This is a genomic window from Phenylobacterium sp. FG114 (assembly GCF_057809855.1).
This window is the reverse complement of record NZ_JBMDKU010000006.1, coordinates 97,218-109,076: the sequence shown is the minus strand read 5'-3', so window position 1 is coordinate 109,076 and position 11,859 is coordinate 97,218. Positions and strand designations below refer to the sequence as shown.

At 68.4% G+C, this 11,859-nt stretch carries 13 protein-coding genes and 1 tRNA gene; 3 read left to right on the top strand and 11 right to left on the bottom strand.

Annotated features, from left to right (window positions below; translation table 11 throughout):
* Window positions 1–32: 32 nt before the first annotated feature.
* The gene (locus ACODSY_RS11940) at window positions 33–647 is read right to left on the bottom strand and encodes a glutathione S-transferase family protein (RefSeq protein WP_488951969.1); all 615 of its coding nucleotides are present in this window, start codon (window positions 645–647) and stop codon (window positions 33–35) included.
* Between the two features lie 101 nt (window positions 648–748).
* On the opposite strand from ACODSY_RS11940, the gene ACODSY_RS11935 reads away from it, so the two are divergent.
* On the top strand, window positions 749–979 hold the full coding sequence (locus ACODSY_RS11935; protein ID WP_488951968.1) for a hypothetical protein: 231 nt from the start codon (window positions 749–751) through the stop codon (window positions 977–979).
* Here ACODSY_RS11935 and ACODSY_RS11930 read toward each other — a convergent pair.
* From ACODSY_RS11930 to ACODSY_RS11895, 8 genes are all read right to left on the bottom strand, one after another.
* A complete protein-coding gene (locus ACODSY_RS11930) occupies window positions 976–1,458 on the bottom strand; it encodes a hypothetical protein (protein ID WP_488951967.1) in 483 nt (160 codons plus the stop codon). The two genes, ACODSY_RS11935 and ACODSY_RS11930, sit on opposite strands and share 4 nt — an antisense overlap.
* A 69-nt stretch (window positions 1,459–1,527) precedes the next feature.
* Entirely contained in the window at window positions 1,528–3,021 is a 1,494-nt protein-coding gene (locus ACODSY_RS11925; RefSeq protein ID WP_488951966.1) for a flavin-containing monooxygenase, read from the bottom strand.
* An 83-nt stretch (window positions 3,022–3,104) separates the two neighbouring features.
* Window positions 3,105–4,196, bottom strand: coding sequence for a phosphotransferase (locus ACODSY_RS11920; RefSeq protein ID WP_488951965.1), 1,092 nt, complete (start codon window positions 4,194–4,196; stop codon window positions 3,105–3,107).
* On the bottom strand, window positions 4,193–4,546 hold the full coding sequence (locus ACODSY_RS11915; RefSeq protein ID WP_488951964.1) for a nuclear transport factor 2 family protein: 354 nt from the start codon (window positions 4,544–4,546) through the stop codon (window positions 4,193–4,195). Before ACODSY_RS11915 ends, ACODSY_RS11920 begins: the two co-directional genes overlap by 4 nt.
* Window positions 4,547–5,788, bottom strand: a complete 1,242-nt coding sequence (locus ACODSY_RS11910) for an FAD-dependent oxidoreductase (RefSeq protein ID WP_488951963.1) — start codon at window positions 5,786–5,788, stop codon at window positions 4,547–4,549. It lies immediately after the preceding gene.
* 84 nt (window positions 5,789–5,872) lie between these two features.
* A complete protein-coding gene (locus ACODSY_RS11905) occupies window positions 5,873–6,814 on the bottom strand; it encodes a hypothetical protein (protein ID WP_488951962.1) in 942 nt (313 codons plus the stop codon).
* Between the two features lie 17 nt (window positions 6,815–6,831).
* Window positions 6,832–6,921 (bottom strand) — tRNA-Ser (locus tag ACODSY_RS11900).
* Between the two features lie 172 nt (window positions 6,922–7,093).
* Window positions 7,094–7,366, bottom strand: a complete 273-nt coding sequence (locus ACODSY_RS11895) for a sel1 repeat family protein (protein WP_488951961.1) — start codon at window positions 7,364–7,366, stop codon at window positions 7,094–7,096.
* A 296-nt stretch (window positions 7,367–7,662) separates the two neighbouring features.
* Between ACODSY_RS11895 and ACODSY_RS11890 the strand changes: the two genes are divergently transcribed.
* Window positions 7,663–8,235: an RcnB family protein gene (locus ACODSY_RS11890; RefSeq protein ID WP_488951960.1), complete on the top strand. Its 573-nt coding sequence runs from the start codon at window positions 7,663–7,665 to the stop codon at window positions 8,233–8,235.
* Window positions 8,236–8,264: 29 nt separating this feature from the next.
* Here ACODSY_RS11890 and gatB read toward each other — a convergent pair whose 3' ends face one another.
* Window positions 8,265–9,764, bottom strand: a complete 1,500-nt coding sequence (gatB, locus tag ACODSY_RS11885) for an Asp-tRNA(Asn)/Glu-tRNA(Gln) amidotransferase subunit GatB (protein ID WP_488951959.1) — start codon at window positions 9,762–9,764, stop codon at window positions 8,265–8,267.
* A gap of 129 nt (window positions 9,765–9,893) precedes the next feature.
* Between gatB and ACODSY_RS11880 the strand changes: the two genes are divergently transcribed.
* Window positions 9,894–10,211, top strand: coding sequence for a hypothetical protein (locus tag ACODSY_RS11880; RefSeq protein ID WP_488951958.1), 318 nt, complete (start codon window positions 9,894–9,896; stop codon window positions 10,209–10,211).
* Window positions 10,212–10,384: 173 nt separating this feature from the next.
* Here ACODSY_RS11880 and gatA read toward each other — a convergent pair whose 3' ends face one another.
* Window positions 10,385–11,857 carry an Asp-tRNA(Asn)/Glu-tRNA(Gln) amidotransferase subunit GatA gene (gene gatA / locus ACODSY_RS11875; RefSeq protein WP_488951957.1) on the bottom strand — a complete coding sequence of 491 codons (1,473 nt, stop codon included), beginning with the start codon at window positions 11,855–11,857 and terminating at the stop codon, window positions 10,385–10,387.
* Window positions 11,858–11,859 lie beyond the last annotated feature (2 nt).

The following is an 11,859-nucleotide window of genomic DNA, read 5'->3' as shown; positions in this document are numbered from 1 at the left end:
CAGTTGGACAACCCCTCAGCGGCCGTTTGGTGTCAGGCACTGGCCGCCGCGCTGGGCCGGGCTTTCACGCGTGCGAACCAATCGCCCACCTTGGCGTACTTCGGATCGAGCGGCTGGCCGACCACGATGCCGAAGTCGATGAAGGCGAACAGCAGGATGTCGGCCAGGCTGAACCGTCCGCCCGTGATCCACGGCCCCTTGAAGTTGGCCTCCAGCCAGGCGATCCCGTCCTGCGCCACCGCCTTCAGGCCGGGCGCGGCCTCGGGCAGGCACCGCATCCGGCTCTCGAACATCGGCAGGCCCTCGGCGAAGCGGAAGCCATTGGCCATCGGCTCGCAGACCTTGATGTCGACGCGGCGCGTCCACATGCGGGTCTGGGCGCGCTCCTCGGCGTTGGTTCCGATCAGCGGGGGATGCGGGGTGATCTCTTCCAGGTATTCGCAGATGGCGGTGATCTCGGTGATGGCCACGCCGCTTTCCAGCACGAGGGCCGGGGTCTGGCCCGCCGGATTCACGGCGAGGTAAGGGTCGCGCCGGTTCTCACCGCTGCGCAGGTCGACCTCGATGCGGTCGACGTCGATCCCCTTCTCGGCCAGGAACATCTTCACGACACGCGGGTTCGGCCCGATCGACGTATAAAGCTTCACAGTAGTCTTCCTCCCCTGATCTCACGAATGTGAGCAGCTTTAGCATGGCGGTTCGCCCGCGGGGTGGAATCACTCGCCTGAAAGGCGTATAAACCCCGGCCATGCAAGAGCGCAGTTTCCGTCAGGATCTGACGGGCTCGGATGAGAGCCTCGACGATCTCCTGTCGCGCCTGAAGGCTCAGCTTTCGCGGCCGAAGGCGTGGACCACTCGCAATCCGCCCTCGGATTTCGGTCACTTCGTCACCTCCCGCCGGCCGCTGGGCGGCTGTGGCGGCGCCGAGGCCCCGCTGCCCAAACCGGACCGCGGCCTGGCCGACTGCCACGCGCACTAGCGGGCGCCGACCAGCTTCCCGATCGTGAAGTTCGAGGCCAGGACGCATTGCGCCTGACCCTTGGGCGTTCCGACCGTGGCGGGCTGGCCGGGACCGGGCGCGAAGTACCATTCACCCTTGTCCGTCGTGATCTTCAGCGCTTTGGGGCTGGTGAACTGGCAGACGGGATAGACCGCGGTCCCCCACCCCGCGCCGTAGCGCAGCGAGCGGCATTCCATGTGGCCGAACTGGCGGGCGAAGGTGACGCCCTCATAGAACGTGGCCTTGGGCGTCGAAAGCTTCTGGGCCTCGAACTGCGCCTTGGTCAGGCTGGGGCACGGCGGCCCATCGACCACCGCCTCGCTGGCCAGGAACAGCGCCGCCTCGCGCTTGCCGAGATAGCTCTGAATGAGGAGCCAGCCCGGCAAGGCGACCGCGACGACGGCGGCCCCCGCGATGACGATCTTCTGGCCGTTGGTCAGCCTGCGCCTGCGCGCCATCCTCGAACGCTCCGGACCGGGTACGACTTACATATGTAAACCGCACCGCCGGCCGACGCCAGCCGAAGATCAGGCCGCGATCTTCTCGGGTGACGCCTTGGCCGTTTCGCCGACGCGGTTGGTGAAGCGCAGCACGCCGTCTTCCAGCTTGGCGTAGCGGAGGTTCATCAGGTCCTTGGCGTAGTTCTGGTCCAGCCGCCACGGCGCCTTGTTGCCCTGCTTGGGGAACTTGGCCATCGCCCGCTGGACATAGCCGGACGAGAAGTCGAGCCAAGGCTCGAAGGTCACGGTCGGGTCGGTGTTGACCGGCGTCGCCTGGCGCAGGCCGGTCTTCTTCATGTGGTTCAGCACGCGGCAGACGTATTCGCACGTCAGGTCGCACTTCAGCGTCCACGAGGCGTTGGTGTAGCCGAAGGCCGACGCCATGTTCGGCACGCCCTCGTACATCATGCCCTTGTACGACAGGGTCTGGGACGCATCGACCTTGCGGCCGTCGACCGTGACCTCGATGCCGTTCCAGACCTCCAGCACCAGGCCGGTGGCCGAGACGACGACGTCGGCCTCGAGTTCCTCGCCCGACTTCAGGCGGATGCCCGTGGGCGTGAAGGTGTCGATGTGGTCGGTGACCACCGACGCACGGCCGCTCTTGATCTGCTGGAACATGTCGGCGTCGGGCACGAGGCAGAGACGCTGATCCCAGGGATTGTAGGTCGGCGTGAAGTGCTTATCGACGTCGTAGTCGGGGCCGAGCTGTTCGCGGACCATCTTCAGGATGTTGGCCTTCACGGCGGCCGGCTTCTCGCGGGCCATCTTGAAGAAGTACATGCCGAACAGCACGTTGCGCCAACGGACGATGTCGTAGGCCAGCTTGCCCGGCAGCCACTTGCGCAGGCTGTTGGCCATCTTGTCCTCGGCCGGGCGGCTGACGACGTAGGTGGGCGAGCGCTGCAGCATGGTGACATGGGCGGCGGTCTTGGCCATCTCCGGCACCAGCGTCACCGCGGTGGCGCCCGAGCCGATCACCACGACCTTCTTGCCGGAATAGTCCAGGTCCTTGGGCCACTTCTGCGGATGAACCAGGCGGCCCTTGAAGCTCTCGACCCCCGGGAAGTCGGGCGTGTAGCCCCCCTCGTAGGAGTAGTAGCCCCCGCAGAGGAACAGGTAGTTGCAGGTGAAGGTGGTGACCTTCCCGGCGACCTCGGCCTCGACGGTCCAGGCGGCGGCCTCGGTCGACCAGCTCACGCGCTTGACCATGTGGTTGTAGCGGATGTGGCGGTCGATGCCGTTCTCGGCGGCGGTCTTGCGCACATAGCCGAGGATCGATGGGCCATCGGCGATGGCCTTGGCCTCGGTCCACGGCTTGAAGGCGTAACCCAGCGTGTACATGTCGCTGTCCGAGCGGATGCCGGGATAGCGGAACAGGTCCCAGGTGCCACCGATGGCGTCGCGGCCTTCGAGGATCACATAGCTGCGGTCCGGGCAGGCGGTCTTGAGGTGATAGCCCGCGCCGACGCCGGACAGGCCAGCCCCCACGATCACCACGTCGAAGTGCTCGGTCGTCATACCCAGAATCCGCCCCTTTAGGTTCGTTGGGGGCGAAGATAACTGATCGCTGATAACTTACCAGCGGGAATCTTGACGCGGCGTCAGGCCAGGGCGGCCAGGGCGTCGTGGTCGAGAATGTGATCGGCGGCGCTGCCGAGCATCTGCATGAACATGTCGTCGCCGCGCGGGGTCTGGATCACCACCATCGAGGCGAAGAAGGCCGTGAGGAACAGCTGGAAAGCTCCGACGCCGTAGTCGCGGCGCAGGTCGTCCATCGAATAGCCCGCGACGCCCAGGCGCGTCAGTTCGCGGTGATAGAGCCCCAGAAGCTCCACCTCGTGCACGCGGCGAACCTCGGGCGGGAGCGCGCCGGCCAGGAAGTAGGCCACATCGGTCGCGCCCACCGCGTAGGTGAACGACTGCCAGTCCAGCACGGTCACCGGATGGCCGCCGGCGGCGGTGCCGAACATCATGTTGTCGGGACGGAAGTCGTGGTGGGCGAGGGTGCGGGGCCCCTGCTCCCGTTCGCCCAGCCGGCTCCATCGGCTGGTCAGCGCCTCTCCGACCTCGATCCAGTGCGGCTGCAAGCGATCGGCGTAGCGGGCGCGGAAGCCCTGCCAGAGGCCGGAAACCAGTTCAGGGGTCACCGCGCTGGCCGGCGCGGCCTTCGCGCCCTGGACCCAGGGCAGTTCGTCCAGGCCCTCATCCCCCCAGAACGAGGCGTGCAGGCGCGCGGCCTCTTCCACCACCAGGCGGGCCTGGTCGAGGCTGACGCCCTTCAGCTGATCGCCCTGCTCCGCAGGGGCCAGGTCCTCCATCATCAGGACGAACTCGCCGCCGGTCGCGTCGGTGTCGGTGAACCAGCAGCGCGGCGTCCGGACCAGGGCGCGGGGCGCGAGCTGCTGATAGAAGCGCACCTCGCGCAGGTAGTTGCCCAGCATGACGCCAGTGCCGCGGCTGGTCTCGTCGGGGGACGGGAACTTGCCCACCAGCGAGGCCGGCGCGTCGTCATCCGATCGCTCGTAGGTCAGCTTGAAGCGGACGCTCTCGCCGATCTGGCCGGTGCCGACATTCTTCGCCTCGAACCCGGCCACCACGGCGTCGACGCCGGCGCCTTGCAGGACGGCGGTGAGCCAAGCGGCGTCGACGTCGCCCGGGCGTCTGATGTCGGGCTTGTCCATGGCGAGGCTCATGCCGGCATCTGGTGGACGTAGACTTCGTTCAGCGCGATGCGGTCGCCGTCGAGGACCACCAGGTCGAAGCCACGTAGGCGTCCGCCGGAGCCCCCTTCCCCGATGTCGCAGTACCATCGGCCGCAGAATCCGCCCGGGATCGGCCAGGTTTCGTCCGGCGTGTAGGTCATGGGCGGCGTGGCCGCGAACAGGCCGGTCAGATAGGCGCGCAGGGCGGCGTTGCCGCTGAGGCCGCCGGCCGTCTGTGGGTCCTTGTAGATGCAATCCTCGGCGTAGAATGCGCAGAGGCCGTCCACATCCTTGGCGGTCCAGGCGGCGAGCCAGCGGGCGTTGTAGTCGGCGATGTCCATCTAGCCCTCCAGGACGCGCGCGCGGTGCGCCTCGGTGAAGGTTTCGGGCGGCGCGACCTCCGGTCCCGCCATCACGGCGACGCCGTGAAGCTTCAGCGTGGGATCGGCCGCCCCGCGCCTATGATAGCTGTGGCGCCGCGCCTGGGCCTGCGGGCCGAACTCCATGTCGATGGCCGATTGCAGCTTTCCGGCGAAGCGTAGGCGGCGCATGCGCTCGGCCCGTTCCTCGGCGTAGGGGGCGAAGGCGGCGGGCGACCAGTCGTCGGAAGCCTTCAGGATGTCGCTGACGATGCGGACGTCGCGATAGGTGATCGATAGGCCCAGGCCGATGATCGGGTCGTTCCAGCCCGCCGCGTCACCCACCAGCACGGCGCCGGGCGCGAAGGGCTCGTCGGTCCAGGAATCGGCGTTGATGTAGCTCAGCAGCGGGCCGGCCGGCCTGGCGGCCACGATGTGGCGGTTCTCCGGGCTGCACCGCATGGCGAAGGCGTCGAGGAAGCGTCGCGGGCCCTCCTCGCCCTTGAACCGCCGCGCCTGGTCGAGCCCGTAGCCGCCGTAGAGGCGCACGCGGCCGCCGCCCTGCGGGAACGCCAGGAAGCCGAAGTCGCCTTCGGTGCCGATGGCCTGGAGGTCGTCGGCCCAGCCTTCCGCGCCCTCCACCAGCAGGCCCGCGAACCAGTGGTGCGGCTCGTCCTGGTGCAGGCGGATGCCGGCCGCCTCGCGCACCATCGACGTGCGGCCGTCGGCGCCGACCAGCAGGCGGGCGTTGGCCTCGCGAAGCTGGCCCTCGGCTTCAAAGGTCACCGAGGGCGCCCCGCCCAGGCTCAGCGACACCACCCGGACGCCGCGCAAGGTCTCGGCCCCCGCCGCGCGCGCCGCGTCGAACAGGGTCTGGCAATGCTTGGGGTGGCCGATGCAGAGCGGCCCCGGCACGCCCTCGCGGAAGAAGCCCAGCGGGAGCGCCTCGGCCTCGGCCTCGACGGGATCCTTGCCCTCGTCGAACGTGACGTGCCGCGTCAGGTGGTGGCCGCCCGCGCCCCTGAGCAGGTCGTAGAGTCCCAGCCGGCGCACCTCGTCCACGCCCCAGGGCGCGATCCACTCGCCGCGCACGCGGTCCTGGTAGGTCTCGGACTGTTCCAGCAACAGCACCGAGCGCCCCGCCTGCGCCATGACGACGGCCAAAGCCGAGCCGCCGATGCCGCCGCCCACGATGATGAGGTCGTAGCCCTGCACGCGTTTCACCCTGGAAGAGGCCGTCTGGCGCGGCCGTGGCTGAAACCGATCACGCCGAACGCGGCGTCATCCAAGTGAAATCAACGTCCCGGCTCAGGGCTGCTCGGCGCTCAGCGCCGCCCGCAGTTCGTCCAGCACCGACGTCCAGTCGCCGGGCGCGGGCTGCCGGAACAGCCGCGCGGTCGGGTACCAGGGACTATCCGAACGGCCCAGCATCCATCGCCAGTCGGGATCGCGGGCCTGGAGCAGGATCCAGGTCGGCTTGCCCACGGCGCCGGCCAGGTGTGCGACCGAGGTGTCCACGGAGATCACGCGTCCCAGGCCGCGGACGATGTCGGCGGTGTCCTGGAAATCGCGCGCGCCGGTGTCCTCGGGGTGCAGGCTGCGCGCCCCCGGCAGGGCCAGGAGCTGTTCGGCGACGTCGATGGGCAGCGAGCGGCTGACGTCGGCGCCGTGGGCGGGGTTGCCGCGCCACATGATCCCGATCCCCTCCCCGCCGATGCCTGACGGCAGGTACGGCGCGGCCGGTAGCGTCTCCAGCGACACGCCCAGCCGGTGCGGCAGAGAGCCGGCCATCGCCCAGGCGTCGTGCGGCGGAATGCTGACCTGGCCCTCGGCGACGATCAGGGTGGCCGGCAGGCTTTCGAACAGGCGCGCAAGCGGTGGGGCGACCAGCATCGAAACCCGCGCCCCGCGCCGGACCAGTTCGGGCACGAACCGGGCGAACATGATGTGGTCGCCGAAGCCCTGCTCGGGCCAGACGAGGATCGAACGGCCGTCCAACGGCTCGCCCGACCACTCCGGGAACGACAGCCGCGGCCGGGGCACCACCTGGCGTCCCGCCTCGAAGCGGAGGTCGTAGAGCGAGAACCCCTCCTCGAGCCGGCCGGCGGTCAGGAGGGCGATGCAGAGGTTGTGGCGGACGAGGGTGCGCGCGGGATCGAGCTCGAGGCAGCGGCGATAGCGCGCGATGGCCCCGTCCAGGTCCCCCTGCCGCTGCAGGGCCGTGGCCTCTTCGAAGATCTCCCGGATCATCGGGGCCTCAGGAAGAATGGCGGTGACGCAGGGATTCGAACCCTGGATACGCTTTCACGTATGACGATTTAGCAAACCGTTGCCTTCAGCCACTCGGCCACGTCACCGGATCGCGGACGACGCAGCGCCCGCGGGAGGGCGGTTCTTAGCGGACGATGGGCGCTCTGCCTAGCGGGTCGCGCACGGTTTGCGCGGATGAGGACATGGCATCCTCACGAGGCAGGTCGGAACGGCTCCGCGGCCAGGCGCCCCGCCTGGCCTGCGGCGATGTTCAGGAGATCAGCCCTGCGCCAGCCATTGGCGGGCCTGGCGCTGGGCCTCGGCCACGTCTTCCGACGCCATCTCTTCCGAGATCTCCTTGCGGTAGACCTTGGCTTCGATCGAGCCGCGCATCGCGGCCAGATTGAACAGCATGTGCGCCGAGACGTAGTCGAGCGGGGCGCCGCCCTGGCCCGTGGAATACAGCAGGCCCATACGGAACAACTCGTCGCCCGTCGCGTCCGGAGTCGGCAGCGGCAGGGCGTCGGACTTCATGTCGATGCTCGCCAGCATGGTTTCTATCCTCGTCGGACCGGCCGCCTCGCTTTTCGAGACTTCAACCGGCCTACGAGGAGAGAAAACCAAGGTCTGGCTGAACACATGGTTAAGGGCGCCGTTGTCGAATCGTCAGGAAAGGCCCCTGAGACATTCCACCGCACCGGTTCGCCGAACACGTTCGCGCCGCTCGGCGCACGCCCTACGGCACAGCCGCTTCCCGCGCGCGTGCGTTAGGGGGTAGATGATCGGCCGCCGTGGCGACGGCCGCGTTCAGGGAGAGTTCAGCCAGTCCCGGCGATAATGCGCGCAAGATGAAGCGTCTCGTCCTCATTTTGGCGGCGGCGGCCAGCTTGGCCGGCTCCATGCCGCTGGCGGCGTCCGCGTTCGCGCGGGACGGCGACCAGGGCCGTGGGCGCGCCGAGCGGTCGGAAGCCCGCGGGCGGGGCGGCGATCGTGGCCCGGAGCGCGGACCGCCGCGCGGCTACGAGCGACGCGGCGAACCGAGGGGCGAAGGACGCGGCGTCCGCGGCTGGGAGCGCGTGGAACCGCCCCGCTACACGGACGAGCGGCACCGGCGCCCCGAGCCCCGCCCGCGCTACGACGACGGCCCCCCGCGCTCCAGCTATGTGGGCCAGCCGCGGCCCGACTACATGGAAGGCCCCCGGCCCAACTACATGCGCGGACCGCGGCCGAACTACATGCGGCCCGCGCCAGGAACCACGCGCCGGGGCTTCGTGCCCGATAGCTACCGTGGCGACGTGGTCGAGAACTACCAGCGCTATCGGCTGCGCCCGCCGCCCCACGGCTATGCGTGGGTGCGGATGGGCAACGGCTTCGCGCTGGTCGAGATGGGCAGCGGCCGGATCTTCGACCGGGTGGACTGACGGCCTCCCCCCGCAAGCGGGGGAAGCCGCTACCCCTCCAGCTTCGCCTTCAGCAGTTGGTTGATGACGCCAGGGTTGGCCTTGCCCCCCGTCGCCTTCATCACCTGGCCCACGAACCAGCCGATGGCCTGGGGCTTTTCCTTCACCTGGGCGGCCTGGCCGGGGTTGGCGGCGATCAGGTCGTCGATGATCTTTTCCAGCGCGCCGGTGTCGCTGACCTGCTTCAGGCCCTGCTTTTCGACGATTTCGCCCGCCGCGCCCTCGCCGGCCCACATCCGCTCGAAGACGTCCTTGGCGATCTTGGAGGAGATCACGCCCTCCTCGATCAGTTGGACCAGCTCGGCGATCGCGGCCGGCTTGATCGGAGAGTCCGCGATGTCGATCCCGCCGGCCGACAGCTTGGCGGCGAGGTCGTTGGTCACCCAGTTTGAGACCAGCTTGCTGTCCCGGCCTTTGGCGGCCGCCTCGTAGAAGTCGGCGCGGGCCTGTTCCGTGATCAGGACGCCGGCGTCGTAAGCCGACAGGCCGTATTGCGACTGCAACCGAGCTTTTTTGGCGTCGGGCAGTTCGGGAAGCTCGGCCTCAAGCCGCTTGATCCAGGCGGGGTCAAGCGTGAGCGGCAGCAGGTCGGGATCGGGGAAGTAGCGGTAGTCGTGCGCCTCTTCCTTCGAGCGCATCGAGCGGGTCTCGCCCTTCACCGTGTCGAACAGGCGGGTCTCCTGATCGATCTTGCCGCCGTCCTCGAGGATCTCGATCTGGCGGCGCGCCTCGTATTCGATGGCCTGCTGGATGAAGCGGAACGAGTTGACGTTCTTGATCTCGCAGCGCGTGCCCAGGTGGCTGAAGTCGCCGGTCTCGCGGTACTTCTCGTAGGCGCCAGGACGGCAGACCGAGACGTTCACGTCGGCCCGCAGGTTACCCTTCTCCATGTCCCCATCGCAGGTGCCTAGGTACACGAGGATGGTCCGCAGCTTCTTCACATAGGCGGCCGCCTCTTCCGAGGTGCGCATATCAGGTCGCGACACGATCTCCATGAGCGCCGTGCCGGCGCGGTTCAGGTCGACGTAGGTGGCGTTCGGGTCCTGGTCGTGCAGGCTCTTGCCGGCGTCCTGCTCCAGGTGCAGCCGCTCGATGCGCACGGTGAACGTGGAGCCGTCGTCGCGCTCGACGATGACCTCGCCCTCGCCCACGATCGGGTCCTTGAACTGGCTGATCTGATACCCCTGCGGCAGGTCGGGGTAGAAATAGTTCTTCCGGTCGAACCGCGACCATTCGTTGATCTTCGCCTTGAGACCCAGGCCGGTCTTGATGGCCTGCTCCACACAGCGGCGGTTGATGACGGGCAGCATGCCGGGCATGGCCGCGTCCACCAGGCTCACCTGGGCGTTGGGTCCCGCGCCGAATCCCACGGCCGCGCCCGAAAACAGCTTGGCGTTCGACGCCACCTGGGCGTGGACCTCGAGGCCGAGAACCATTTCCCACGGGCCGGTGCGGCCCTGGATCTGCTTGGTGTTGGTCGTGTCGTTCATGCCGCGGTACTAGCGCTACGCGCGCGCGACGGGAAGCGCGCGCAGATGCCCCCTTGCGCAAATGCCCGGAAATAGACTCAAAGTTCGGCGCGTCTTAACGGCGCTAAGACCGGGGAAAAGGAACACCCAATGAAGACTCTCGCCCTCGCCGCCGCGCTCGCCGTGGCCGCGGTCGCCGCGCCGGCCCTCGCGCAAGACCATGCCGATCACGCCGCCGCCGCTGCCGCCGCGCCGGCCGCCGGTAAGCTCTCGGTGGAAACCACGCCGATCGGCGACATCGTCAAGAACGACAAGGCCAAGGCCGCGCTCGAGAAGGCGCTGCCGCAGATCCCGCAGTTCTACGACCAGATCGCCACCATGACCCTCAGCCAGGTCGCCCCGATGAGCCAAGGCGCCATCGACGACGCGAAACTGAAGGAAATCCAGGCCGAGTTCGACAAGCTGTAAAAGCTGGCGGCCCTTCTCCCCTTGCGGGAGAAGGTGTCAGCCACAGGCTGACGGATGAGGGGTCGCACGGCAGCGCCGTCGCGGCCCCTCTTCGCTTCGGGAATCAGGGAAACCCCTCATCCGACCCGCTTAGCGGGCCCCCCTCTCCCGCAGGGGGAGAAGGTCACTTCAAATCACCACCACTTCGCGGGCTTGGCCCGGAAATCGGCGGCCTTCTCGATGGCCGAGCCGAGGGAGAACAACGTCCCCTCGTCCAGGTTGCGGCCGATGAGCTGCAGGCCCAGCGGCAGCCCGCTCGCGTCCACGCCGGCCGGCACGCTCATGCCCGGCAGGCCGGCGAGGTTCACCGTCACCGTGAAGATGTCGTTCAGGTACATCGCCACGGGGTCGTCGGACTTCTCGCCCAGAGCGAAGGCCGCCGAGGGCGCGGTGGGCGTCAGCAGCGCGTCGACCTTCTGCCAGGCCTGGTCGAAGTCGTCGGCGATGCGGCGGCGCACCTTCAGGGCTTTCAGGTAGTAGGCGTCGTAGTAGCCCGCCGAGAGCACATAGGTGCCGATCAGAATGCGGCGCTTCACCTCGGCCCCAAAGCCCTCGGCCCGGGTCTTCTCGTAGGTCTCGGTGAGGTTCGAACCGTCGACGCGCAGGCCGTAGCGCATGCCGTCGTAGCGGGCGAGGTTCGAGGACGCCTCGGCCGGCGCGATGATGTAGTAGGCCGGCAGGGCGTACTTGGTGTGCGGCAGGCTGACCTCGACGATCTCGCAGCCGGCCTCCTTCAACCAGGCGATACCCTGTTCCCAGAGCTTCTCGATCTCGGGCGGCATGCCGTCGACCCGATATTCCTTGGGAATGCCAACCCGCAGGCCCTTCACGGACTTGCCGCAGAAGCTCGGAAAATCAGGCACTTCGGCGTCGATGCTGGTGGAGTCCTTGGGGTCGTGGCCCGACATGGACTTCAGCAGGATGGCCGTGTCCTCGACCGTGCGGGCCATCGGGCCGGCCTGGTCCAGCGACGAGGCGAAGGCGACGATGCCCCAGCGCGAGCAGCGCCCGTAGGTGGGCTTGATGCCGACCGTGCCGGTGAAGGCGGCGGGCTGGCGGATCGAGCCGCCGGTGTCGGTGGCCGTGGCGCCCAGGCAGAGCTCGGCGGCGACCGCCGAGGCCGAGCCGCCCGACGACCCCCCGGGGGTGAGGTTGGCGTTTCCGCCCTGGCTGCGCCACGGGTTCACGGCCGGTCCCCAGGCCGACGTTTCGTTGGACGAGCCCATGGCGAACTCGTCCATGTTGAGCTTGCCCAGCATGACCGCGCCGTCGCGCCACAGGTTGGACGTGACCGTGCTCTCGTAAGTCGGCTTGAAATTCCGCAGGATCATCGAACCCGCGGTCGAGGCGACGCCCTCGGTGCAGAACAGGTCCTTGATACCGAGCGGAGCGCCGTCGAGAGGGCCCGCTTCGCCCTTGGCGCGACGGGCGTCCGACGCCTTGGCCATCTCGATGGCCTGGTCCGGCGTGTTGACGACGAACGCGTTCAGGGCGCTGGCAGCCTCGATGGCGCCGAGGTGGGCCTGGGTTATCTCCTCCGAGGAGAAGCTCTTGTTCGCCAGCCCGTCGAGGGCGGCCTTCAGGGTGAGCCCGGTGAGGTCGGACATGA

Bases quoted from the DNA above. Each gene is read 5' to 3' on its own strand.
- ACODSY_RS11930 (WP_488951967.1), bottom strand. From the start codon at position 1,458: ATGGCGCGCAGGCGCAGGCTGACCAACGGCCAGAAGATCGTCATCGCG.
- ACODSY_RS11925 (WP_488951966.1), bottom strand. From the start codon at position 3,021: ATGACGACCGAGCACTTCGACGTGGTGATCGTGGGGGCTGGCCTGTCC.
- ACODSY_RS11905 (WP_488951962.1), bottom strand. From the start codon at position 6,814: ATGATCCGGGAGATCTTCGAAGAGGCCACGGCCCTGCAGCGGCAGGGG.
- ACODSY_RS11920 (WP_488951965.1), bottom strand. From the start codon at position 4,196: ATGAGCCTCGCCATGGACAAGCCCGACATCAGACGCCCGGGCGACGTC.
- ACODSY_RS11895 (WP_488951961.1), bottom strand. From the start codon at position 7,366: ATGCTGGCGAGCATCGACATGAAGTCCGACGCCCTGCCGCTGCCGACT.
- ACODSY_RS11935 (WP_488951968.1), top strand. From the start codon at position 749: ATGCAAGAGCGCAGTTTCCGTCAGGATCTGACGGGCTCGGATGAGAGC.
- gatB (WP_488951959.1), bottom strand. From the start codon at position 9,764: ATGAACGACACGACCAACACCAAGCAGATCCAGGGCCGCACCGGCCCG.
- ACODSY_RS11890 (WP_488951960.1), top strand. From the start codon at position 7,663: ATGAAGCGTCTCGTCCTCATTTTGGCGGCGGCGGCCAGCTTGGCCGGC.
- ACODSY_RS11915 (WP_488951964.1), bottom strand. From the start codon at position 4,546: ATGGACATCGCCGACTACAACGCCCGCTGGCTCGCCGCCTGGACCGCC.
- gatA (WP_488951957.1), bottom strand. From the start codon at position 11,857: ATGTCCGACCTCACCGGGCTCACCCTGAAGGCCGCCCTCGACGGGCTG.
- ACODSY_RS11880 (WP_488951958.1), top strand. From the start codon at position 9,894: ATGAAGACTCTCGCCCTCGCCGCCGCGCTCGCCGTGGCCGCGGTCGCC.